This is a genomic window from Testudinibacter sp. P17/SS/0325 (assembly GCF_053570765.1).
Map to the genome: position 1 here is coordinate 912,128 of NZ_CM131635.1, position 25,781 is coordinate 937,908.

Sequence of the window (25,781 nt, forward strand, 5' to 3'; positions counted from 1 at the left end):
ATATTTCAACATATTTCAAACCCGATAACTGCTTGTGTTATGGGTTTTACTATTTTATTAAATTAATTGTTATAGGAATTATATTATGTCAATCACATTAAAAGTTTTAAGCGCAAAAACAGAAATTGCTAATTATAAAGTTGTCAATGGCGAAACATTAATTATTAAAGCGCAAGAAAACGTAAATTATCAGCTGATTGAAGATGCCACAGGCTTGGGGCCGCAAAATATTATAGCCAAACGGGTCGGCGATGATCTGCAACTATTATTAGAAAACGGCGATAATGTGCCGGATGTAATTATCGAAGATTATTATAGCGACGAAGGCTCTACGAATCTGATTATCGGCGAACATGAAAATGGCAATATTTATGCCTATGTGCCGGAATCAGGACAAAATTCGGATGCAGTTAGTATGTTGGCAGAGCAAATGTCCGCACCTCAGGCGCTAGGTGGTCATGAAATTAGCCCGTTTTGGGTATTTAGCCCGTGGTGGTTACTGGCGGCCGGTGCTGTTGTTGGCGGTGTGGCATTGGCTGTTGGTGGCGGCGGAAGCGGTAGTAATAGTAATGAACCGGCGGGCGACACCACCGCCCCGAATGCGCCAACGGTCACCGATGTGACGAATAGCGACAAAGACGGTGACGGTAAAGCGGACAGCACCACAATTAGCGGCAAAGCGGAGCCGGGCTCCACCGTCGGTATCGATACCAACGGCGACGGCAAAGCGGACGTAACCACAAAAGCCGATGAAAACGGCGACTATAGCTTAGTAGTGACCCCGGCATTGGAAGACGGCAAAACCTATCCGGTGACCGCCACCGATCCAAGCGGCAACACCGGCAATCCGACTAATGTAACCGGCGACACCACCGCCCCGAATGCACCAACGGTCACCGATGTGACGAATAGCGACAAAGACGGTGACGGTAAAGCGGACAGCACCACGATTAGCGGCAAAGCGGAGCCGGGCTCCACCGTCGGTATCGATACCAACGGCGACGGCAAAGCGGACGTAACCACAAAAGCCGATGAAAACGGCGACTATAGCTTAGTAGTGACCCCGGCATTGGAAGACGGCAAAACCTATCCGGTGACCGCCACCGATCCAAGCGGCAACACCGGCAATCCGACTAATGTAACCGGCGACACCACCGCCCCGAATGCGCCAACGGTCACCGATGTGACGAATAGCGATAAAGACGGTGACGGTAAAGCGGACAGCACCACAATTAGCGGCAAAGCGGAGCCGGGCTCCACCGTCGGTATCGATACCAACGGCGACGGCAAAGCGGGCGTAACCACAAAAGCCGATGAAAACGGCGACTATAGCTTAGTAGTGACCCCGGCATTGGAAGACGGCAAAACCTATCCGGTGACCGCCACCGATCCAAGCGGCAACACCAGCAATCCGACTAATGTAACCGGCGACACCACCGCCCCGAATGCGCCAACGGTCACCGATGTGACGAATAGCGACAAAGACGGTGGCGGTAAAGCGGACAGCACCACGATTAGCGGCAAAGCGGAGCCGGGCTCCACCGTCGGTATCGATACCAACGGCGACGGCAAAGCGGACGTAACCACAAAAGCCGATGAAAACGGCGACTATAGCTTAGTAGTGACCCCGGCATTGGAAGACGGCAAAACCTATCCGGTGACCGCCACTGATCCAAGCGGCAACACCGGCAATCCGACTAATGTAACCGGCGACACCACCGCCCCGAATGCGCCAATGGTCACCGACGTGACGAATAGCGACAAAGACGGTGACGGTAAAGCGGACAGCACCACAATTAGCGGCAAAGCGGAGCCGGGCTCCACCGTCGGTATCGATACCAACGGTGACGGCAAAGCGGACGTAACCACAAAAGCCGATGAAAACGGCGACTATAGCTTAGTAGTGACCCCGGCATTGGAAGACGGCAAAACCTATCCGGTGACCGCCACCGATCCAAGCGGCAACACCAGCAATCCGACTAATGTAACCGGCGACACCACCGCTCCGAATGCGCCAACGGTCACCGACGTGACGAATAGCGACAAAGACGGTGACGGTAAAGCGGACAGCACCACAATTAGCGGCAAAGCGGAGCCGGGCTCCACCGTCGGTATCGATACCAACGGTGACGGCAAAGCGGACGTAACTACAAAAGCCGATGAAAACGGCGACTATAGCTTAGTAGTGACCCCGGCATTGGAAGACGGCAAAACCTATCCGGTAACCGCCACCGATCCAAGCGGCAACACCAGTGATCCTACACAAGTTACTGGTTCTGGTCCTGATGTTACGGCACCAAGTGCGGTTGCGGAAGCGGACGGCAGTGTTACTGTCACGCCACCGACGGATGATGATACGAAGTCAGTTGAAGTTAAGTTCACCGCTGAAGACGGCACCGAGAAAACCGTGACCGTGAACAAGAAAGATGACGGCACTTGGGAGTTGGCGGCACCGGTTGAAGGTGTCACATTGGAAGCGGGTACCGGTAAGGTAACGATTGCTGAGGACGCGGTGAAAGACGGTTCTACCGTAACGGCAAAAGCCAATGACGGTACGCAGGACTCAGCGAATGCGACCGTGGTTGCGAAAGATGTGACTGCCCCGAGTGCGCCGACGGCGACAGCAGAAGATAACGGCGATGTCAGCATTACGCCACCGGCGGATGATGATACGAAGTCAGTTGAAGTTAAGTTCACCGCTGAAGACGGCACCGAGAAAACCGTGACCGTGAACAAGAAAGACGACGGAACATGGGAGCTGGCGGCACCGGTTGAAGGTGTCACGCTAGATACGAATACCGGTAAGGTAACGCTTGCGGAAAGTGCGGTGAAAGACAACGGTAAAGTGACGGCGACGGCGAAAGACGTTGACGGCAATACCTCTACACCGGCAGAAGTGACGGCGAAAGACACGACCGCACCGGCGGCACCAAGTGCGGTTGCGGAAGAGAACGGCAGTGTTACTGTCACGCCACCGACGGATGATGATACGCAGTCAGTTGAAGTTAAGTTCACCGCTGAAGACGGCACCGAGAAAACCGTGACCGTGAACAAGAAAGACGACGGAACATGGGAGCTGGCGGCACCGGTTGAGGGTGTCACGTTAGATACGAATACCGGTAAGGTAACGCTTGACGAAAGTGCGGTGAAAGACAACGGTAAAGTGACGGCGACGGCGAAAGACGTTGACGGCAATACCTCTACACCGGCAGAAGTGACGGCGAAAGACACGACTGCACCGGCGGCACCAAGTGCGGTTGCGGAAGAGAACGGTGATGTCAGCATTACGCCACCGGCGGATGTGGATACGAAGTCAGTTGAAGTTAAGTTTACCGATGAGAACGGTGCGGAACAGACTGTGACCGTGAACAAGAAAGACGACGGAACATGGGAGTTGGCGGCACCGGTTGAAGGTGTCACATTGGAAGCGGGTACCGGTAAGGTAACGATTGCTGAGGACGCGGTGAAAGACGGTTCTACCGTAACGGCAAAAGCCAATGACGGTACGCAGGACTCAGCGAATGCGACCGTGGTTGCGAAAGATGTGACTGCCCCGAGTGCGCCGACGGCGACAGCAGAAGATAACGGCGATGTCAGCATTACGCCACCGGCGGATGTGGATACGAAGTCGGTTGAAGTTAAGTTTACCGATGAGAACGGTGCGGAACAGACTGTGACCGTGAACAAGAAAGACGACGGTACTTGGGAGTTGGCGGCACCGGTTGAGGGTGTCACGTTAGATACGAATACCGGCAAGGTAACGCTTGCGGAAAGTGCGGTGAAAGACGGTTCTACCGTAACGGCAAAAGCCAATGACGGTACGCAGGACTCGGCAGAGGCGACCGTGGTTGCGAAAGATGTGACTGCTCCAAGTGCGCCGACGGCGACAGCAGAAGATAACGGTGATGTCAGCATTACGCCACCGGCGGATGTAGATACGAAGTCAGTTGAAGTTAAGTTCACCGCTGAAGACGGCACCGAGAAAACCGTGACCGTGAACAAGAAAGACGACGGAACATGGGAGCTGGCGGCACCGGTTGAAGGTGTCACGCTAGATACGAATACCGGCAAGGTAACGTTTGCGGAAAGTGCGGTGAAAGACGGTTCTACCGTAACGGCAAAAGCCAATGACGGTACGCAGGACTCAGCGAATGCGACCGTGGTTGCGAAAGATGTGACTGCCCCGAGTGCGCCGACGGCGACAGCGGAAGAGAACGGTGATGTCAGCATTACGCCACCGGCGGATGATGATACGAAGTCAGTTGAAGTTAAGTTCACCGCTGAAGACGGCACCGAGAAAACCGTGACCGTGAACAAGAAAGACGACGGAACATGGGAGCTGGCGGCACCGGTTGAAGGTGTCACGCTAGATACGAATACCGGTAAGGTAACGCTTGCGGAAAGTGCGGTGAAAGACAACGGTAAAGTGACGGCGACGGCGAAAGACGTTGACGGCAATACCTCTACACCGGCAGAAGTGACGGCGAAAGACACGACTGCACCGGCGGCACCAAGTGCGGTTGCGGAAGAGAACGGCAGTGTTACTGTCACGCCACCGGCGGATGATGATACGCAGTCGGTTGAAGTGACATTCACTAAACCGGATGGTACAGAAGCAACGGTGACGGCGACTAAGAAAGACGACGGTACTTGGGAGCTGGATAACCCAGTTACGGGTGTCACGTTAGACCCGAATACCGGTAAGGTAACGCTTGCGGAAAGTGCGGTGAAAGACAACGGTAAAGTGACGGCGACGGCGAAAGACGTTGACGGCAATACCTCTACACCGGCAGAAGTGACGGCGAAAGACACGACTGCACCGGCGGCACCAAGTGCGGTTGCGGAAGAGAACGGCAGTGTTACTGTCACGCCACCGACGGATGTAGATACGAAGTCAGTTGAAGTTAAGTTCACCGCTGAAGACGGCACCGAGAAAACCGTGACCGTGAACAAGAAAGACGACGGTACCTGGGAGCTGGCGGCACCGGTTGAAGGTGTCACATTGGAAGCGGGTACCGGCAAGGTAACGATTGCTGAGGACGCAGTGAAAGACGGTTCTACCGTAACGGCAAAAGCCAATGACGGTACTCAGGACTCAGCGAATGCGACCGTGGTTGCGAAAGATGTGACCGCGCCGGCAGCACCAAGTGCGGTTGCGGAAGATAATGGTGATGTCAGCATTACGCCACCGACGGATGTGGATACGAAGTCAGTTGAAGTTAAGTTTACTGATGAGAACGGTGCGGAACAGACTGTGACCGTGAACAAGAAAGACGACGGTACTTGGGAGTTGGCGGCACCGGTTGAGGGTGTCACGTTAGACCCGAATACCGGTAAGGTAACGCTTGCGGAAAGTGCGGTGAAAGACAACGGTAAAGTGACGGCGACGGCGAAAGACGTTGACGGCAATACCTCTACACCGGCAGAAGTGACGGCGAAAGACACGACTGCACCGGCGGCACCAAGTGCGGTTGCGGAAGAGAACGGCAGTGTTACTGTCACGCCACCGACGGATGTAGATACGAAGTCAGTTGAAGTTAAGTTCACCGCTGAAGACGGCACCGAGAAAACCGTGACCGTGAACAAGAAAGATGACGGCACTTGGGAGTTGGCGGCACCGGTTGAAGGTGTCACATTGGAAGCGGGTACCGGTAAGGTAACGATTGCTGAGGACGCGGTGAAAGACGGTTCTACCGTAACGGCAAAAGCCAATGACGGTACGCAGGACTCAGCGAATGCGACCGTGGTTGCGAAAGATGTGACTGCCCCGAGTGCGCCGACGGCGACAGCAGAAGATAACGGCGATGTCAGCATTACGCCACCGGCGGATGATGATACGAAGTCAGTTGAAGTTAAGTTCACCGCTGAAGACGGCACCGAGAAAACCGTGACCGTGAACAAGAAAGACGACGGAACATGGGAGCTGGCGGCACCGGTTGAAGGTGTCACGCTAGATACGAATACCGGTAAGGTAACGCTTGCGGAAAGTGCGGTGAAAGACAACGGTAAAGTGACGGCGACGGCGAAAGACGTTGACGGCAATACCTCTACACCGGCAGAAGTGACGGCGAAAGACACGACTGCACCGGCGGCACCAAGTGCGGTTGCGGAAGAGAACGGCAGTGTTACTGTCACGCCACCGACGGATGTAGATACGAAGTCAGTTGAAGTTAAGTTCACCGCTGAAGACGGCACCGAGAAAACCGTGACCGTGAACAAGAAAGACGACGGTACCTGGGAGCTGGCGGCACCGGTTGAAGGTGTCACATTGGAAGCGGGTACCGGCAAGGTAACGATTGCTGAGGACGCAGTGAAAGACGGTTCTACCGTAACGGCAAAAGCCAATGACGGTACTCAGGACTCAGCGAATGCGACCGTGGTTGCGAAAGATGTGACCGCGCCGGCAGCACCAAGTGCGGTTGCGGAAGATAATGGTGATGTCAGCATTACGCCACCGACGGATGTGGATACGAAGTCAGTTGAAGTTAAGTTTACTGATGAGAACGGTGCGGAACAGACTGTGACCGTGAACAAGAAAGACGACGGTACTTGGGAGTTGGCGGCACCGGTTGAAGGTGTCACATTGGAAGCGGGTACCGGCAAGGTAACGCTTGCGGAAAGTGCGGTGAAAGACAACGGTAAAGTGACGGCGACGGCGAAAGACGTTGACGGCAATACCTCTACACCGGCAGAAGTGACGGCGAAAGACACGACTGCACCGGCGGCACCAAGTGCGGTTGCGGAAGAGAACGGCAGTGTTACTGTCACGCCACCGACGGATGTAGATACGAAGTCAGTTGAAGTTAAGTTCACCGCTGAAGACGGCACCGAGAAAACCGTGACCGTGAACAAGAAAGACGACGGTACCTGGGAGCTGGCGGCACCGGTTGAAGGTGTCACATTGGAAGCGGGTACCGGCAAGGTAACGATTGCTGAGGACGCAGTGAAAGACGGTTCTACCGTAACGGCAAAAGCCAATGACGGTACTCAGGACTCAGCGAATGCGACCGTGGTTGCGAAAGATGTGACCGCGCCGGCAGCACCAAGTGCGGTTGCGGAAGATAATGGTGATGTCAGCATTACGCCACCGACGGATGTGGATACGAAGTCAGTTGAAGTTAAGTTTACTGATGAGAACGGTGCGGAACAGACTGTGACCGTGAACAAGAAAGACGACGGTACTTGGGAGTTGGCGGCACCGGTTGAGGGTGTCACGTTAGACCCGAATACCGGTAAGGTAACGCTTGCGGAAAGTGCGGTGAAAGACAACGGTAAAGTGACGGCGACGGCGAAAGACGTTGACGGCAATACCTCTACACCGGCAGAAGTGACGGCGAAAGACACGACTGCACCGGCGGCACCAAGTGCGGTTGCGGAAGAGAACGGCAGTGTTACTGTCACGCCACCGACGGATGTAGATACGAAGTCAGTTGAAGTTAAGTTCACCGCTGAAGACGGCACCGAGAAAACCGTGACCGTGAACAAGAAAGACGACGGTACTTGGGAGCTGGCGGCACCGGTTGAGGGTGTCACGTTAGACACTGACAGCGGCAAGGTAACGATTGCTGAGGACGCAGTGAAAGACGGTTCTACCGTAACGGCAAAAGCCAATGACGGTACGCAGGACTCAGCGAATGCGACCGTGGTTGCGAAAGATGTGACTGCCCCGAGTGCGCCGACGGCGACAGCGGAAGAGAACGGTGATGTCAGCATTACGCCACCGGCGGATGTGGATACGAAGTCGGTTGAAGTTAAGTTTACCGATGAGAACGGTGCGGAACAGACTGTGACCGTGAACAAGAAAGATGACGGTACTTGGGAGTTGGCGGCACCGGTTGAAGGTGTCACGTTAGACACTGACAGCGGCAAGGTAACGATTGCTGAGGACGCAGTGAAAGACAACGGAAAAGTGACGGCGACGGCGAAAGACGTTGACGGCAATACCTCTACACCGGCAGAAGTGACGGCGAAAGACACCAATGCGCCGGCAGCACCAAGTGCGGTTGCGGAAGAGAACGGCGATGTCAGCATTACGCCACCGACGGATGATGATACGCAGTCGGTTGAAGTGACATTCACCAAACCGGATGGTACGGAAGCAACGGTGACGGCGAACAAGAAAGACGATGGTACCTGGGAGTTGGCGACACCGGTTGAAGGTGTCACGTTAGACCCGAATACCGGCAAGGTAACACTTGACGAAAGTGCGGTGAAAGACAACGGTAAAGTGACGGCGACGGCGAAAGACGTTGACGGCAATACCTCTACACCGGCAGAAGTGACGGCGAAAGACACCAATGCGCCGGCAGCACCAAGTGCGGTTGCGGAAGAGAACGGTGATGTCAGCATTACGCCACCGACGGATGTGGATACGAAGTCAGTTGAAGTTAAGTTTACTGATGAGAACGGTGCGGAACAGACTGTGACCGTGAACAAGAAAGACGACGGTACTTGGGAGCTGGCGGCACCGGTTGAAGGTGTCACGTTAGACCCGAATACCGGCAAGGTAACGATTGCTGAGGACGCAGTGAAAGACGGTTCTACCGTAACGGCAAAAGCCAATGACGGTACGCAGGACTCAGCGAATGCGACCGTGGTTGCGAAAGATGTGACTGCCCCGAGTGCGCCGACGGCGACAGCAGAAGATAACGGTGATGTCAGCATTACGCCACCGGCGGATGTAGATACAAAGTCAGTTGAAGTTAAGTTCACCGCTGAAGACGGCACCGAGAAAACCGTGACCGTGAACAAGAAAGACGACGGAACATGGGAGCTGGCGGCACCGGTTGAAGGTGTCACATTGGAAGCGGGTACCGGCAAGGTAACGATTGCTGAAGAGGCGGTGAAAGACAGTACGGAAGTCAAAGCGACAGCCAGTGATGCGGATGGTAATGAATCGAATGAAGTTAAGGTTGAAGCGCCTACAATTCTTTTACCGGCTCAGCCGATAGTTACTTTAGTTAGTGATACTGGATTTAGTTCAGCTGATAAGATAACGAACAATGGCATGATTAATGTTTCTAATTTAGAGGAAGGAACAACCCGAGAATACAGTATTGATGGTGGTAATACTTGGATAGTAATTCCAGGGATTACAGGAAATACTGCTACTTTTGAATTAGCGGAGGGAACATATCCTTCTATCTTAGTTCGTCAAAATAAAGATGGGCAGTCTTCTGTAGTTGGTAGTTTGAATGATGTCTTTATTGATAAAACTCCACCTGTAATACCAGAATTAAAATTAGCCCAAATATCCGATAGTGGGTACTCTGATACAGATAATATTACTAATGTTAAACAACCGACTTTAGAGGGGGTTACTGAACCAGGTACTACGGTGAGAATTTATGTTGATGGCTCTTATTATGCTGATAAGGCTAATGATACAGGTAAATTTAGTATTAAAATTACTAAAGATATGAGCGATGGTCAAAAGTTTCCATTAGTTATGGCGGTTGATGCAGCAGGTAATGCAAGTACAGCTACGCCGGCGGATCCTACAAAATGGACAGAAGGAAAGCCATTTATTGTAAATCTTTCAGCTGAACAGCCAATTATTAATCAGGAGGGATATGGTACTGTTACTGTTGAAACGAACGATCAACAAGCTTATAAATTAACTACTTTTTACTTTGATACTGCAGGTAACAAACAAACAGCTGTCTCTACAAAAGGTACTGATGGAAATTGGAACTTTACTTTTAGTGGTCCACAACCTGCTGGAACATTTGATTCTAAAACTGGAAAAATGACTTTTGCTGAGGGAGTCATTCAATCTGGTTCAACTGTGGAAGTGAAGTTGGAGGACAATGCGGGCAATATTGCAGATGCAAGTAGAAAATTGTTATTTAATCCAGTGTTTGCCGAGAGAATAGCTTCGATTGAATATTTTGAAAACTCTTTGATAAGTGATGTCTTAGGAAAAGTTACTGCCACCGATAAAGATAATCAGGTTGTACAATATCGCTTTTTGAATGATGATGGTACAGAGACTAATATCAGTAAAGATGGGCGTTATTTAATATCCAGTGGTGGAGAGTTTGCCTTAACTGAGAATGGAGGGGGGCTAACCTCAACGTCAGCAAACATAAGTACTAGAGATAGTAATGATTTTGAAACCGCTCCAAATAAATTTGGTCCTTATAAGGTTATTGCGATTGATCAAACTGGTTTGAAATCTAAGCCTATTGATGTTGATTTTACAGTACAAAATGTATTGGCAATTAGGACATTATGGGTGGACTTAAATGATAGAAATGGCGCTAATTGGGAGGGAACTATTGCTTCTGCTGATACAGCTAATAAGAATTTCCAATTTACTAGTGAAAACTCTGATAAAATTTTGATTGGTTATAATGAAGCAGGAAAAGCAGAAACTGGTTTAGGTATTGGTAATATTGAACGAGGCGCTGTTTTGAATACGCTAGACGGAGATGATTATGTTAAGCTCTCTCAAAGTGTCGGTAGTAACAATATGGACGGCGGGATTGCTCTTGGAAATGGTAATAATACTTTACTGATTGGTAATGATATTATTGGAGGAACTAACAGAAGTTGGGTTACTTCAGGAGATGGAAACGATACTATTATTGTAGGGGATTTTTCTAGTATTTTTAATGATCGTGATGATATTCAAAATGCAACAATACTAACTGGAGCTGGTAATGATACTTTACGTTTACAGGGGGGCGATGTTAAATCTAGCAGTATTATTGATATGGGAAGTGGCAATGACTCTATTATAATTACTGATAATGGAACCGCTTTACGAGCAGATCAAAGTTTAGACGCTAAAGCTACCTATACTGGTAGGGATTTTGGGGGGCATATTTATGACAGTACTATTATTTTAGGGGCTGGTGATGATACATTAACTACCTATAATTATTTACAGGATGCTACGATTATCGGAGATACCGCAAATACACCGATTGCACTAGATAGCTCTCCGTATACACCAATAGGGAATCCTAGAGATGTTAAAGATTCAGGAATATCCTCTTTAACTGGAGATGACACTGTTATTTTAGGGGTCAATGCTGATGGCAGTCGGAACGGAAAAGGGATTATGTATTACTCTTCCAAAATTGATTTAGGTGGGGGAAATGATACCCTTATTGTTGACCAGATTCGTGATAACTCAAAAGTTTATATGGGAGATGGTAATGACTCTGTGACTATCACTAAAACGTTTGGACGAGGAGATGGCTCTGCATTAGTCGATATGGGAGCCGGTAATGATACCTTGACTTGGAGTGGTAATGCTGGGATGGGATATAATGATCTTGGCTCGTTTAATAGTAAAATGCTTGGTGGAACAGGTATTGATAAATTAATTGTAGATAGCAATGTTGCTTCAGGTAATGATGTGATCTCTCATATTTCTACAGTTAATTTCACTGGCTTTGAACAGATTCAACTGAAAAATCAAGCAGTTTTAGATATTCGTTATGGTGATTTGTTTAATGATAATACTCGTGAAGGTAATTTCTATGTTATGGGAGGAAGCACAAATAAAGTTGATTTAGGACAAAGTAATTGGAATAATGACGGAGTGGCTAAGATTAGCTTAGTGGATAATGGTGCTGTTGGAAATAGTTATTACAATGGTAGTTGGGTTAAGCAGTCATCGACGACAGTTGAGGGAATCACTTACGATATATATCGTCATAATAGTGCAGCCAGTAGTTCTGATAACGATGTTTATATCCAACAAGGCATTATCGTTATCTAACCGATAACCTATTTTAAATAACCTCAAACCGCACTTTTAGCAATAAAAGTGCGGTTTTTTACAGGGTTTGAAAAACAAAAAAATAATCAAAGATTATTGATATGTTGTATATGGAAAGTTCCGGCTGTCTATTTTATTGATGGTAATGATCTTTTATGTAAAACCTGCGGTTATTGTCGCTAAAACCTGATAATTTTAATTCCAATTCAAAATTATAACTATTGGTTATTATTTTGAATGTTTTTGCATAAATGATTAACAATGAAACAGGAGAGCCGACTATGCCAGTGAATAGAATGGCAAATAATAAAAATTTATGTTTGAAATCGTTTGCCGAAAATCAACCGACAGATATGCCGAGAATTTGGGCGATGAATGGCGCACTGAAGATTGCGCCGTCACAGCAAAATTCAACGGAATTGAAGATTCAGTTGACGGATAGCCAAGGCGAAGCGCAAACAGTGATACTGACAAAAAATGTAGAGAACCAATGGATCAGGAGCGATAGAATACAAAATAGCAAACCGAGCGGATTATCGGTTGATCCTAAAAGCGGTGAAGTGACAATTGAGAAAAAGTTTTTGCTTTTCGGTTCAAAATTGATTGCTCATGACACTAACGGCAAGATAACGCAAGTTGAAACTAATGTGTTGTTCCAGCCGGTATTTAGTCAAGCAACAGCTTCATTCAAGTATTTTGAAAATCATTTAATCAAAAATCCGATCGCAACAATCGCTGCGACAGATGAGGATAATAAAATCAAAGAATATTTATTTGTTCACACTAATGGCGCTATGAGTGCCAGAAGTGAAGACGGTAAATATGCGATTAATACAAAAGGCGAGATTTATTTGACGGTATCCGGTGGTGGCGCGTTAATCAGCACAAACAGTAAACTCAGCCAAGTTGACAGCAATGATTATGAAACGTCCACAAATCAGTTTGACAATTATAACATTATTGCGGTCGATCAAACCAATTTGAAATCATATGCGATTACCGTCGATTTCACCGTGAATAATGTGTTGGCAATCCCACATTTATACAATAATACTAACGGTGTTGATTCATCCGGGCAGAATTTTTCTCAGGATACTAACAATCAAAGCTACCAGTTTACGAGTAATAATGAAGATAAGGTTTTGGTGGGGTATAACGAAAATGGTAGCGCTGTAACGGGATTAGGGGAAGGAAATATCGAAAGAGGTGCTGTACTTTCTACTTTAGAAGGTGATGATTATGTCAAACTTTCTCAAAGTGTGGGCAGTAACAATATGGACGGCGGGATTGCTCTTGGAAATGGTAATAATACTTTACTGATTGGTAATGATATTATTGGAGGAACTAACAGAAGTTGGGTTACTTCAGGAGATGGAAACGATACTATTATTGTAGGGGATTTTTCTAGTATTTTTAATGATCGTGATGATATTCAAAATGCAACTATATTAACGGGAGCTGGAAACGATACGCTGATTTTACAAGGGGGCATTGTTGCTGATAAAACCATTATTAATATGGGAGAAGGTGATGACATAGTTTCTCTAACAGATACTGGTATTGCACTGAAAGCAGATCAGAGTTTGGATGGTAAAGAAACAAATACAGGTCTTTCTGAAGCGGGTACATTGCGAGAGGATAGTATCATTATCTTAGGTGCTGGAAATGATAAATTAAATATTGATAAAGATATTACATCATCTATAGTGATTGGAGGAAAGGTAACATCAACAGGGTATTTAATTGATAATAAGTATCAATATGATACAGAAACAGCGCCGAATCTTAAAGATGATGGTGCGGATAATGGTATTGATATTGTTACTGTCGGAACGACGGTAACTAACTCAAAAATTTATCTTGGAGGTGGAAATGATGAGATGACTGTTGGAAGTTACGTCGATAACTCTACAATTAATATGGGTAACGGTGATGATACCGTAACCATTAAAGGCATTGTACAAAGCGGTACACAGATTAATATGGGTGATGGTAATAACGTTCTGACTACGGAAGGTGTAAATAATGCTTCAAGTATTACTTTCGGTAGCGGCAATGATTCATTAACGATTAAATCCCAATTGGGAGTTGGTGCTGGAAATCCAACCATCTCAATGGGTGCCGGTGATGATATTGTCACTTGGGGCGGTACAACTATTTCGAGTACAAATCCGATCGACGGTGGTGAAGGTAAAGATACCTTGATCTTGACGACTATCACCAATACGCATACTGGTAGTACCAATAATCCAACGAATTTAGGTTCATCACAATTCAAAGGCTTTGAAGTGATTGAAATGAAAAATCCAGGTAACTCGGTTGATATCCGTTATTCTGATTTGCTGCGTGATACGACTAATGATGGTCCACTGTATATTAGAGGTGTGGCTGGAAGTAAAGTCGATTTAGGTCAGAATAATTGGAATAATGATTCTGTAGGCAGTAGCAACCTCAATGATGGCACAGGTCGTTGGACTAAAGGAAGTACAACCAATGTAGATGGCGTAAGCTATGATATTTACCACCATTCAACAGCAGGAACAGATACATCTAACGATGTTTATATCCAAACCGGTATTATCGTTATCTAACCGATAACCCACGTTAACTAACCTCAAACCGCACTTTTAGCAATAAAAGTGCGGTCTGGGCAGGGTTATTCGGGCTTGTAACTCGCCACTGCGATAAAATTCAGTCGCTGTTGCGGATCATTAAACAGCTTGAACATTTTCTTAAAGGTCGGAAAATTTTGTTTTTTCAGTGCGTTGCGTATAATTTTTAGTGTGCCATTTATACCTTCATCATAAATTATGCCTTTCGGTGACAGCAGGGTCATGCGGGCATGAATCGACTCACAGCGGGCAAAACCGCACTCACGGAATAACTCCAACCAATTATGTTGACTTAACGGTGTGACGCTAATATTAATCGCATGGCGTAGTTTTTCCAATATTTCAGGATCTTTATCACGCGTTAGCATTACATCATGAGTCAGCAGAACGCCGCCCGGTTTCAGCACGCGAAAATACTCACTGATTGCTTTGCGTTTTGCTTCCAACGGCAGCATGGTCAACATCGCTTCGTTAATCACCACATCAAAACGGTTGTCGACAAACGGCAATTTGGTAGCATTGGCACGGCGCACATGGATTTTATTCTGCAAGCCGTGGCGCTGAATATTGGCTTCGGCTTTAATCAATGCCTGCTCGTCCAAATCAATCCCCTCGATTTGGCAGCCGTATTGTTTTGCCAAACCGATTGCAGTGGTCGCCATATTGCACGCCACTTCCAACACTTGCGTTTCCGCACTGAAATTGCCGCGTTCAATCAGCCATTCGGTGGCGCGCCGTCCGCCCGGGCGCAGACGGGTTTTGCCCAAACGGGCGAGGAAGTTATGTCCGACTTCGTCTTTTTTCATACTGATTGCCTTAAAGATATATTGCAAATAAGGCTTATCATAAAGAAGTGCGGTTTGTTTTACAAATAGAAATTATTATTATTTTTGAGGCGGAAAAAATGCCTCGAACAGAGGCATTGATAGAAAAGCAATTCAATTAACGCGTGCCATACACCACAATGGTTTTGCCGTGGGCGGAGATCAGGTTTTGATCTTCCAACATTTTTAGAATTCTGCCGACGGTTTCGCGCGAACAACCTACGATTTGCCCGATTTCCTGACGGGTGATTTTGATTTGCATGCCGTCCGGGTGGGTCATCGCCTCCGGCATTTTCGCCAGATTAAGTAAGGTTTGTGCGATACGTCCGGTCACGTCCAGAAACGCCAGATTGCTGACTTGCTTCGAGGTGTGCTGTAAGCGTCTTGCCAATTGTTCGGAAAGATACATCAATACTTCCGGGTTAATTTGAATCAATTGACGGAATTTTTTATAAGAAATTTCCGCCACTTCACAGGTGGTTTTGGCGCGAACCCAAGCGGTGCGTTCGCTTTCTTCTTCGAACAAGCCGATTTCGCCGACGAAATCCCCTTGATTGAGATAGGAGAGGATCATCTCTTTGCCGTCTTCATCTTTAATCGAGACCGACACCGTGCCTTTGATCAGATAATACAGGGTTTCCGCTTTTTCGCCGGCATGGATTAAGGTACTTTTTGCGGGATATTTGTGGATATGACAATGAGAAAGAAACCATTCCAGCGTTGGATCCGGTGAAGTTGGTTTTGTTGTGAATTGCTCTTGCATAGATACCTCTTTTAACTATGGCGACCGTAATTTTAGGCGGTTTATTTGCCTTGTAAAAATACTCTCTTATCTTTTATATCAATTGACTGGTGCAATTCAGACCACACCAGTACCGCATTGTCTGTTTCTAATTGGCGCCTCAGTCGTTCTTTTTTTTGCGCCAGCGTGAGTTCGGTAACACCGTAATCGGTGCCTTCGCGCAAAATAAAAGACTCGAGAATATTCTCAAGGGTTTGCGCATTTAATTCTTGCCAAGGAATCAGCATAGTAACCCTATTTTAGCAAGGACGCAAATAGCGGCCATTGTTGCGTAAATTCGGCGTGGCTACTGCGGCGGAAATTAGTGCGCACATAGCGTAAAAACTGCCCTTCACAAAAGGTAACCAAATGGGCGGCAATCACTTTTTCGTCAATGGCAAAGGCTTTACCGCCGCGCAGACGCTGCATTTGCAGAATATTGTTAAACTGGAGTTCCAGCCCGTCGAAAAATTTGACGATCCGCACTTTGAGCGCCGGATCTTCAAACATCAAAGCATGCCCGCTTAACACCCGCGTCATGCCCGGGTTTTTGCGCGCAAAATCCAGAATCATCTGCATAATATTGTGAATGCGTGTCACAGTATCGGTATCGTTTTTGATCGATTGTTTGATACGGTGGAGTAAATTCTCTTCGATCAGATCGATCAGCGCTTCGAACATTTTGGTTTTACTCGGATAGTAGCGGTAAAGTGCGGCTTCGGATACGCCCACTTCCGCTGCCAAACGGGCGGTGGTGATCCGTTCCATGCCTTTTTCCGAATGCAACAGATGTGACAGTACCGTTAGCACTTGCTTACGCCGTTCTTTAATGCTGCGTTTTTCGCTGTTTATTGCCGGGGTTTTGACTGTGTTACTCATCGAATCAGCTTTTTCCCGAATGCCCGAAGCCGCCTGCACCGCGTTCGCTTTGTTCGAATTCCGTCACCAGATTAAACTCGGCTTGCACCACCGGCACAAATACCAACTGGGCAATGCGGTCACCGACTTCCACCGTGAACGGTTCTTTGCCGCGGTTCCACAGCGAGACCATCAACGGACCTTGGTAATCGGAGTCGATTAAGCCGACTAAATTACCTAGCACGATACCGTTTTTATGTCCTAAACCGGAGCGGGGTAAAATTACCGCCGCCAGATTGGGATCGGCAACGTGAATTGATAAGCCGGTCGGAATCAGCTTGGTTTCGCCCGGATTCAGAGTGAGCCGCTGTTCTAACAAAGCACGCAGATCCAAACCGGCTGAGCCGGGGGTGGCATAACTCGGCAACGGAAATTCGCTGCCGATACGCGGATCTAAAATTTTAACGTCGATTTTTTTCATGGGTTTTATCTTCTCGTTATTAAGCCGTTTGAGTAAGGCGGTATTGTTGCACGATTAAGTCTGCCAGTTGCTGACTTAAACGGTATTTATCCGTGAGCGGTAACTGTTGCTGCCCGGTTTTCCATAACACGCTCAGGGCGTTTTGTTCGCTGTTAAAGCCTTGTCCCTGCGCGGCAACATCGTTGGCGCAAATCATATCCAGATTTTTAGCGTGTAATTTTTTCAGTGCATATTCTTCCACCGCTTGGGTTTCGGCGGCGAAACCGACCACAAAAGGACGGTTGTCCGATAACGCTGCCACCGCGGCAATAATATCCGGATTTTTCACCAGTTTTAACAGCATTTGATCGCTGTCGTCGGTTTTTTTGATTTTTTGCGCAGCAACCGTTTGCATGCGGTAATCGGCGACTGCCGCGCAGCCGATCACAATATCTTGCCGAGGCGCAAGGGAAAGGGTGAGATCGTGCATTTGTTGTGCCGATTCCACATCATAACGTTGCACATTTTGCGGTGTCGGCAGATTAACCGGTCCGGCAATCAAACTGACTTCCGCCCCTTGCTCGGCAAAGGCGCGTGCCAGTGCAAAGCCCATTTTGCCGGAGCTGTGGTTGCTAATAAACCGCACCGGATCAATCGCCTCGCGGGTCGGGCCGGCGGTAATCGCCACGTTCAAACCGGCAAACGGCTGTGCCGACCGCACTTGGCATAGCTTCGCAATTTCGGCAAAAATTTCGCTCGGTTCGGACATGCGCCCTGCGCCGACATCGCCGCACGCCTGTTCGCCGGAATTCGGACCGATCAGCTGAACGCCACGTTGTTGTAACATATTGAGATTCTGCTGTACCACTGTTTGGCGATACATTTGTTGGTTCATTGCCGGCGCGAGTAAAATCGGTGCGTTGGTCGCCAAACAAACTGTAGTCAGTAAATCATTCGCCATGCCCGTTGCCAATCGCGCAGCAAGATCCGCCGTTGTTGGTGCGATGACGATCAGATCCGCCCATTTTGCCAACTCAATATGCCCCATTGACAATTCGGCTTGCGGATCGAGCAGGGAATCGGCGACCGGATTGCCGGAAATCGCCTGCAAGGTCAGGGGCGTGATAAAATGGCTCGCCGCCTTGGTCAACACCACCCGCACTTCCGCATTCGCTTTGCGCAGCAGGCGGATCAGCTCAATGCTTTTATACGCGGCAATGCCGCCGCTAATGCCGATGACAAGATGTTTTCCGTTCAGACTGTGCATGTTATTCCCTGTTAAATTCGCTCGATTTTGCGCATTTATTTTACTGTAATTTTTCGCCTTCGGCTAATTGTTCGCGAGTGTAACGTGGCAAAAAACGTTAAAAATTAAAATTTGGATTCCAGATCGCAAAAATTCTGTGCGCCGGTTCTCTTTTTGCCCCTTTTCAGCCATTGTGATAGAAAATAAGTTAAAGGAAAAAATAAAGAAAATGAATGAGTTAATGCCGCGGGAAAAGTTGTTGCAATATGGCTGCGAAGCTTTATCCGATCAGGAACTATTGGCAATATTTTTACGCACCGGGATTAAAGGCTGTCCGGTGATGGAACTGGCACAGCAGGTGCTGCAACATTTCGGCTCGTTGCGACGCTTGTTGAACGCCGATCAACAGGCATTTTGCCGAATGAGAGGCTTGGGCGTGACCCAATTTATCCAATTACAGGCGAGCAAAGAGATGACAAGACGCTATCTACAGCAGGAGTTACAGTATCAAATTCAGTTTAATGATTCGGATAACGTGCGGTTATACTTGCAAAGCGAGCTGGAGCAGCGCCAACGCGAAGTGTTTCTGGTGCTGTTTTTGGACAGCCAGCACCGCCTGATTAAGCAAGAACAGATGTTTCTCGGCAGTATCAACAGCGCCTATATCCACCCGCGCGAGATTGTCAAAACCGCACTTGACTGCAACGCGGCGGCATTGATTTTGGCGCATAATCATCCGTCCGGTATCGCTGAACCAAGCGACGCTGATCGCGACATCACGCGCAAGATCCAACGCGCCTGTGAGTTGATCGACGTGCGGGTGTTGGATCATTTTGTGATCGGGCACGGTTGTTACCGTTCTTTTTGCGAGCTGGGCTGGCTATAAAACGAAGCGGATCAATGATCCCGTCAACGATCCTTTGTCGGAGAAAAATACAATTTAATCGGTTTTTCTGCTTGAGTCGTGATAAAAAAATGGTATAATCCTCCACCTTTAATATTGGCGTGGGTCGGGTTATGTACCTGACGAGGTTACCGCTAGCGGGATCCGAACCACGAAGCTCGAGCTAATTAAGTTTTATTGGAGAATTAACCATGTCTAGAGTCTGTCAAGTCACAGGCAAGCGTCCGGCAGTTGGCAACAACCGTTCGCACGCAATGAACGCGACTCGTCGTCGTTTCTTACCTAACCTTCACACCCACCGTTTCTGGGTTGAAAGTGAAAACCGTTTCGTAACTTTGCGCTTAACTGCGAAAGGTATGCGTATTATTGATAAAAAAGGCATCGATGCAGTGTTAGCTGACTTGCGTGCCAAAGGCGAAAAATTCTAAGGATCTGAATTATGGCAAGCAAAGGCGCACGTGAGAAAATCAAACTGGTTTCTACTGCTGAAACAGGTCATTTCTACACTACAACCAAAAACAAACGTAATATGCCTGAGAAAATGGAGATCAAAAAATATGATCCTGTTGTTCGCAAGCACGTTATTTATAAAGAAGCAAAAATTAAGTAATTTTTGTTACTAACGAAAAAGCCCGATTTAAGATCGGGTTTTTTTATGCCTGTGATTCGGATTAAATATGGTATGATTTGCCGCATTCGAATAAAGCAGGGCTATAAAGTGCGGTCAGAGAAAAAAGGGGCGAAACATGAGCGAATACAATCAATTAAAACTGGCGTGGGCGTGTCGGCGCGGGATGTTGGAGCTGGATTTTATGATTATGCCGTTTTACCAAAACTGTTTCGCACAACTGTCCGAGGCGCAAAAGGCAACGTTTGTCGAATTATTGGACTATAGCGATCCCGAGTTGTTCCGGTGGCTGATGAACCAGCAAACCGCACCGACTCCCGCGCTGGATGAGATGGTGAAGTTGATTCAAGCCCATTTAAGCAAAAATTAAGAAATAATTAAGATAATTTTTATAAAAATTGAACTTTTAAAAAATGCCGCACTCTAATTCATTAGACCGACCTGCTGTCATTGCAATTGGATTGTTAGCGTACTATGAGGTAAGGAGATTCACTTCTGATGAGTGAACAACTAACAGATCAGGCTCTGGTAGAAAAGGCACAGCAAGGGGATAAAAAAGCATTTAATTTGTTGGTCGCACGCCATCAGAATAAAGTTGCCGGGTTATTGACGCGCTATATTTCGCCGAACGATATCCCGGATGTGGTACAGGAAACCTTTATCAAGGCTTACCGCTCTTTGGAACTGTTTCGCGGCGACAGCGCATTTTATACATGGCTGTACCGGATTGCGGTGAATACGGCGAAAAATTATCTTACCGCGCAAGGGCGGCGTCCGCCCAGCGAAGATATTCAGGCGGAAGATGCGGAAACCTATGATGCGGGTGATAATTTAAGAAACGTAGACACCCCGGAAAACTTGATGTTGTCGGCGGAATTGAAAAAGGTGGTATTCGAAACCATTGCCGCCCTACCGGAAGAATTAAAAACCTCAATTACATTGAGGGAGTTAGAGGGATTGAGTTACGAAGAAATTGCTGAGATTATGGATTGCCCGGTCGGAACGGTTCGTTCGCGGATTTTCAGGGCGCGCGAAATTATCGATGGTAAAATTTCACCTCTGATTCATTAATATGAAGACCTATTGGATTAAATCAAAGAAATAGCGGAGTAGATTAAAATGCAAAAAGAGTTACTTTCAGCTTATCTGGACGGGGAATATCAAAACGATCATTTGCTTGATACCCTGTGTCAAGATGAAGAACTTCAGCAAGCATGGAATCGCTACCATTTGGTTCGCAGTGTAGTCCGTCAAGAAACGTCGGTGTTCTTAGACGCGGACTTTACCGCAAAAATGGCAAGTTTAATTGAAGCAGAGCCAACCCTGCAAGCGGCACTGCAACCAGTGTCGCCACAGGCTGCGGCATTACCGTTAATGCAAAAATTGAAAAATTGGCTTAGTCCGTTCACCCAAGTGGCGGTTGCCGCCAGTGTTTGCTTAGTGGCGGTATTCGGGGTGCAATCCTACCTGCAAAGCGAGAGCGGCGTGGTGATTGCGGAAAATCCGGTGCTGCAAACCCTGCCGTTTACCGATAGTATCCAACAAGTGAGTTATAATGCGCCGAGTCAGGAAGTGCCGACCCAAGCGCAAATGGAACAGCAAAGCAAACGAATTAATATGATGTTGCAAAATTATGAATTGCAGCGCCGTACCAGTCAGCCGCTGAGTGCTTCTGCGACACATGAATAAGTCTGTTGTTGTCAAAAATTTTTCACCACCGTTCGGTGGTGAATTTGTTTTAGCCGTTTTGAGTTTACACGAATGATGAAGCCATTAAAATTACTGATGTTATTGACAGTAATGTTACCGTTGCCGCTGGCGGCAGAGGTGCAGTCTGAACAAAATATGCCGCTGTCACCGTCGCAAGATACCGCGCCGCGCCATAGCTTGTTAGCGCAGCTGCAGCAGATGACGCAAGCGTGGCGCAGCAGTAATTATGAAATGTCGTTCATTCAGATTTTACCTTCCCAAGTCAACAGTTACCAATACCGTCACGTTTTTTCCAATCAGCGCCACTATGCGCAACTTTCGGCGCTGGACGGGGTGCAGCAGGAAATTATCCAGCGCGATGAAATTATCAGCTACTACGGCGGCGGTTATCAGCCGTTCAGTATTCGCGGCAGCCATATTCTGGATAATATTCCGAATGTGGCTTATGCGGATTATCAACGCTTGCAACACTATTATGATTTTATCGATGCCGGTAAAACCCGGGTGGCGGATCGGATCGCGCAAGTGATTCGCCTGCTACCGAAAGACGGCTTCCGCTATCAGTATGTCCTGTGGTTGGAAGAGCAGAGTAAGCTGTTGTTGCGCAGCGATATGTTGGATCGCAACGGCGAATTGCTGGAGCAATTCCGTGTGATTGATTTGCAACAAAGCAGTAATGCGCATAGTCTGATCGGCTTATTGCAACAGCTGAACCTGCCGCCGCTGATCAGTGTGCAAGGGGAAGCGGAAGCACAGCCGACCTGGACGCTGACCTGGCTGCCGCCGGGATTTGAATTGGTCAAGCATGAGCGCTATGAAACCGAGATCGGTTCGTTGGAAAGTGCAATGTTCAGTGACGGGCTGTTCTCATTCAATTTATATATCAATCATGATATTCGTGATCAGCTCGGTGAAAATTATTGGCAGCAGGCGGGCAACACCATTTACAGCGAAACCCAGGGTAACCGTGAGGTTACGCTAATCGGGCAAATTCCGTTGCTCACGGCTAAACAAATTGTGAAAGATCTGCGCTTTGATACCGGAGCAAACTAAACATGTTAGTCGAAACTGCACGGGTACTGGATTATCGCAACGGCATTGCCAGTGTGCGCTGTGAAACCAAAAAAGGTTGCAGTGGTTGCGCCGCGCAAGCCGGTTGCGGTGCGGCGGCGCTGTCGGAACTGAACGGCAGTAAAAACGAAGGCAGCTTGCTAGTTGAGCTTGCCGTGCCGGAGCGGTTGCAAAAAGGCGATCTGATCGAAATCGGCTTGCAGGAAAAATCGATGATTTTATCGGCGCTGCTGTTGTATATCGTGCCGCTGACCGCACTTTTGCTTTCCACCTTGATCGGTTCGCTGTATGTAGAAAATGAGTTGTTGCTTGCACTGTTCATAGTGGCGATGACCGCACTTGCCTTTGTCGCTATCAAAAAAATCGGTGCGCGCTTAAGCCGCCAAGCGCTGTATCAACCGATTTTTCTACGAACGTTAAATAATAACCCAGACCGCACTTTGGCTTAATCCGCCTGATACCAAATCTTATTGATATACCAAAACGCCTCGCCGGACGGGGTGTGCACCTTGATTTCATCATCAACCGCTTTGCCGATTAAGGCGCGCGCCACCGGTGAGTCAATCGAAATCCAGTTTTTATGCGGATCAAATTCATCACAGCCGACAATGCGGTACTGTTTCACCTCGCCCGCCGGATCTTCCAGTTCAACCCAAGCGCCGAAAAACACCTTGCCCTCTTGCTTTGGGTGATAATCGACGATTTGCAATACATCCAAACGCTTGCTTAAAAATCGCACGCGGCGGTCAATTTCGCGCAAACGGCGTTTGCCGTAAATATATTCCGCATTTTCACTGCGATCGCCCAACGCCGCCGCCTCGGAAACCGCCTGTGTGACTTTTGGGCGTTCCTCACGCCAAAGAAATTTCAGTTCTTGATCAAGCGTATTCCAGCCGTTGCGTGTAATATAATTTGATTTTGCCATTGTTGATATTGCCAATTATTTTATCGTGCGCCCATCATAACACAGTTTTAATCGGCTTTTTAACGCGCTGATGAATACGCAGAAAAACGGCTAAACTCATAAAAATAATGAAACCACTGGCAAGATAAATCGGCATTGTGCTATTAAAATACTGAACAATCCAACCGCCGGATAATGCCGCTATCGGAATGGCGAAATAGGAAATAAGCCGAGTGACCGCAATGACACGGCTTAAAATAAAAGGTGCGGTCACTTTTTGTCGATAAGTGAAAAAGGTCACCACAATAACGGATTGTACCAATGAGGATAATGCCCAAAATAAGGCATGGGTTACCGCACTTGGTGCAAAAATTAAGCTCAAACTACACAAACCGATAATCAACGAAGCCGTAGCAATAATCGTAATATCACTGAATTTCCCAATAATAACACCGCCTATTTTTGCCCCAATCACTGCGCCAAAACCGATTAAAATAAATAGAAAAGAGAGATCTTGTTCGGCAAGGTTAAATTGATGGGAATAAATCCAAATTAAATTTGGAAAAATCAAGCGTATGCCGATATTAATAAAGAAAAACAGTATCGCAATATTGCGCAATTCCGTTTGTTGATAAACATAGTGCACGCCCTCATAAAACGCAGTAAAAATTCCTTGTATCGATATCGTTGCTTTTTGCAAGTGCGGTTGATAGGCAATTAAGCCAATGGAAATAAAAGAAATTAAATAGCAAAAAGCAATAAATAACAGTAAACTATTCTTCTCGACACTCAACAAAATAATGCCTAATAAAGCCGGCGCAATAATCCCAACCAAGCTATCAATCATACCGATATTGGCATTAACGTGCTGTATTTTTTCTTTCGCAAACAGATCGGGAATAATGGCTTGAAAAATCGGGTGGTGAAATGCCGAAAGCGATGAAATTAAAAACCCAAAGAACAGCAGAATAGTGATATTTTGTTCAATGCCGATAGCAATAAACAGGCATAATGCACAAATCGCACATAGCAATTCACACCACATAATCAATTTTTTTCGGTTAAGCCAATCGCCCAGCACGCCAGAAAACGGAGTAAGCAACAGATAAGGCACAATATTCAGCGCGTAGGAAACAGAAACCGTTAAGGCTGAACCCGTCAGATCCAGCACCATCAATGGAATTAAAAACGAAGTAAGCCAAAAACCTAAACTGCTGTGAAAATAAGATAATGTGAGTTTGTTCATACATTTTGTTTTATAATCAGTAAAAAACTAAGATTAATAATGACAAGCGTTTTGTTCAAATCGAAACAGTTAAGAAAGTTTTAAACGGTGATAAAAAGATGGCAATAAATCAAATAGCTAGCGCGTTAGGCAATAAAATTCGTTTATCCATGTTATTACTAATGCTTGAAGGGCGGTATTTTACTGCTAAAGAGTTGGCATACAGTGCCGATATTCAACCTGCGGCAGCAACAGCGCATTTAAAAATTTTACTTGATAGTCAATTAATTAGCTGTTTTCCACAAGGGCGGTTTAAATATTTTGCTTTAGCAAATGAAGAAGTGGCACAAATTCTTGAAACCATGCTCTATCTTGCGCCAACGGTGAAAGTGAAACGAAAATTGCCGCAAGAAGCGATGTGTCAAGCACGTTTTTGCTACAATCATCTTGCCGGAAAATTAGGCGTGGCACTGTATCAAAAATTACATCATTTGCAATATATTCAAAGCACTAGTGACAATAAAGAGGTGCAAATTACCGCTCTTGGTTATAAATGGCTACAACAAGCCGAAATTTTACAATCGGGACAAAAGGTTAAACGTAAAATGGCAGTCAAATGCCTTGACTGGAGCGAAAGAACTCCTCACCTCGCAGGGCATTTAGGCACACTACTCGCAGAATATTTTGTTAAACAACAATGGGTTGTAAAACAAAGAGACAGCAGAATATTACATATCACCCCACTGGGCAGAACCGCACTTGTACAACAGTTTGGAATTGATTGGGATAGTTGAATAAGATTGGTTATATTAATTGTTTAATCT

General features: G+C 47.0%; 19 protein-coding genes. 11 read left to right on the forward strand and 8 right to left on the reverse strand.

What is annotated here, in order from left to right; genetic code table 11:
* Positions 1-85: 85 nt before the first annotated feature.
* Together ACWA50_RS04355 and ACWA50_RS04360 are read left to right on the forward strand one after the other, a co-directional pair.
* On the forward strand, positions 86-11,734 hold the full coding sequence (locus ACWA50_RS04355) for an Ig-like domain-containing protein (RefSeq protein WP_449343120.1): 11,649 nt from the start codon (positions 86-88) through the stop codon (positions 11,732-11,734).
* Positions 11,735-12,015: 281 nt separating this feature from the next.
* Positions 12,016-14,325: a beta strand repeat-containing protein gene (locus ACWA50_RS04360; protein WP_431054095.1), complete on the forward strand. Its 2,310-nt coding sequence runs from the start codon at positions 12,016-12,018 to the stop codon at positions 14,323-14,325.
* 65 nt (positions 14,326-14,390) lie between these two features.
* Here the strand turns inward: ACWA50_RS04360 and ACWA50_RS04365 are convergent, their stop codons facing one another.
* The 6 genes from ACWA50_RS04365 to coaBC form a co-directional block, all read right to left on the reverse strand.
* Positions 14,391-15,152, reverse strand: a complete 762-nt coding sequence (locus ACWA50_RS04365) for a class I SAM-dependent methyltransferase (protein ID WP_431054096.1) — start codon at positions 15,150-15,152, stop codon at positions 14,391-14,393.
* A gap of 136 nt (positions 15,153-15,288) precedes the next feature.
* Positions 15,289-15,933 (reverse strand): cAMP-activated global transcriptional regulator CRP, encoded by a 645-nt coding sequence (gene crp / locus ACWA50_RS04370; protein ID WP_431054097.1) that lies wholly within the window; start codon positions 15,931-15,933, stop codon positions 15,289-15,291.
* A 41-nt stretch (positions 15,934-15,974) separates the two neighbouring features.
* Positions 15,975-16,199 carry a YheU family protein gene (locus ACWA50_RS04375; protein ID WP_431054098.1) on the reverse strand — a complete coding sequence of 75 codons (225 nt, stop codon included), beginning with the start codon at positions 16,197-16,199 and terminating at the stop codon, positions 15,975-15,977.
* Between the two features lie 7 nt (positions 16,200-16,206).
* Entirely contained in the window at positions 16,207-16,830 is a 624-nt protein-coding gene (gene slmA, locus ACWA50_RS04380) for a nucleoid occlusion factor SlmA (RefSeq protein WP_431054099.1), read from the reverse strand.
* A 4-nt stretch (positions 16,831-16,834) separates the two neighbouring features.
* A complete protein-coding gene (dut, locus tag ACWA50_RS04385) occupies positions 16,835-17,290 on the reverse strand; it encodes a dUTP diphosphatase (protein ID WP_431054100.1) in 456 nt (151 codons plus the stop codon).
* 19 nt (positions 17,291-17,309) lie between these two features.
* Positions 17,310-18,536, reverse strand: a complete 1,227-nt coding sequence (gene coaBC, locus ACWA50_RS04390) for a bifunctional phosphopantothenoylcysteine decarboxylase/phosphopantothenate--cysteine ligase CoaBC (protein ID WP_431054101.1) — start codon at positions 18,534-18,536, stop codon at positions 17,310-17,312.
* 208 nt (positions 18,537-18,744) lie between these two features.
* On the opposite strand from coaBC, the gene radC reads away from it, so the two are divergent.
* The 8 genes from radC to ACWA50_RS04430 all read left to right on the forward strand — a co-directional run bounded on the left by radC (position 18,745) and on the right by ACWA50_RS04430 (position 23,277).
* Positions 18,745-19,401: a RadC family protein gene (gene radC / locus ACWA50_RS04395; protein ID WP_431054102.1), complete on the forward strand. Its 657-nt coding sequence runs from the start codon at positions 18,745-18,747 to the stop codon at positions 19,399-19,401.
* A gap of 209 nt (positions 19,402-19,610) precedes the next feature.
* Positions 19,611-19,847 carry a 50S ribosomal protein L28 gene (gene rpmB, locus ACWA50_RS04400; protein WP_431054103.1) on the forward strand — a complete coding sequence of 79 codons (237 nt, stop codon included), beginning with the start codon at positions 19,611-19,613 and terminating at the stop codon, positions 19,845-19,847.
* 11 nt (positions 19,848-19,858) lie between these two features.
* Complete coding sequence (rpmG, locus tag ACWA50_RS04405) at positions 19,859-20,029, forward strand: 50S ribosomal protein L33 (RefSeq protein ID WP_034615495.1); 171 nt, start codon at positions 19,859-19,861, stop codon at positions 20,027-20,029.
* Between the two features lie 136 nt (positions 20,030-20,165).
* Positions 20,166-20,417, forward strand: coding sequence for an FAD assembly factor SdhE (locus ACWA50_RS04410; RefSeq protein WP_431054104.1), 252 nt, complete (start codon positions 20,166-20,168; stop codon positions 20,415-20,417).
* 128 nt (positions 20,418-20,545) lie between these two features.
* Positions 20,546-21,118, forward strand: a complete 573-nt coding sequence (gene rpoE, locus ACWA50_RS04415) for an RNA polymerase sigma factor RpoE (protein ID WP_431054105.1) — start codon at positions 20,546-20,548, stop codon at positions 21,116-21,118.
* Between the two features lie 48 nt (positions 21,119-21,166).
* Entirely contained in the window at positions 21,167-21,736 is a 570-nt protein-coding gene (locus ACWA50_RS04420) for a sigma-E factor negative regulatory protein (protein ID WP_431054106.1), read from the forward strand.
* Between the two features lie 72 nt (positions 21,737-21,808).
* The gene (locus tag ACWA50_RS04425) at positions 21,809-22,810 is read left to right on the forward strand and encodes a MucB/RseB C-terminal domain-containing protein (protein WP_431054107.1); all 1,002 of its coding nucleotides are present in this window, start codon (positions 21,809-21,811) and stop codon (positions 22,808-22,810) included.
* 2 nt (positions 22,811-22,812) lie between these two features.
* Positions 22,813-23,277, forward strand: coding sequence for a SoxR reducing system RseC family protein (locus ACWA50_RS04430; protein ID WP_431054108.1), 465 nt, complete (start codon positions 22,813-22,815; stop codon positions 23,275-23,277).
* Here the strand turns inward: ACWA50_RS04430 and greB are convergent.
* Together greB and ACWA50_RS04440 are read right to left on the reverse strand one after the other, a co-directional pair.
* Complete coding sequence (gene greB / locus ACWA50_RS04435; RefSeq protein WP_431054109.1) at positions 23,274-23,753, reverse strand: transcription elongation factor GreB; 480 nt, start codon at positions 23,751-23,753, stop codon at positions 23,274-23,276. The genes ACWA50_RS04430 and greB overlap by 4 nt on opposite strands.
* 34 nt (positions 23,754-23,787) lie before the next feature.
* Positions 23,788-24,978: an MFS transporter gene (locus ACWA50_RS04440; protein ID WP_431054110.1), complete on the reverse strand. Its 1,191-nt coding sequence runs from the start codon at positions 24,976-24,978 to the stop codon at positions 23,788-23,790.
* Between the two features lie 98 nt (positions 24,979-25,076).
* On the opposite strand from ACWA50_RS04440, the gene ACWA50_RS04445 reads away from it, so the two are divergent.
* Positions 25,077-25,751: an ArsR/SmtB family transcription factor gene (locus ACWA50_RS04445; protein WP_431054111.1), complete on the forward strand. Its 675-nt coding sequence runs from the start codon at positions 25,077-25,079 to the stop codon at positions 25,749-25,751.
* Positions 25,752-25,781: the final 30 nt, after the last annotated feature.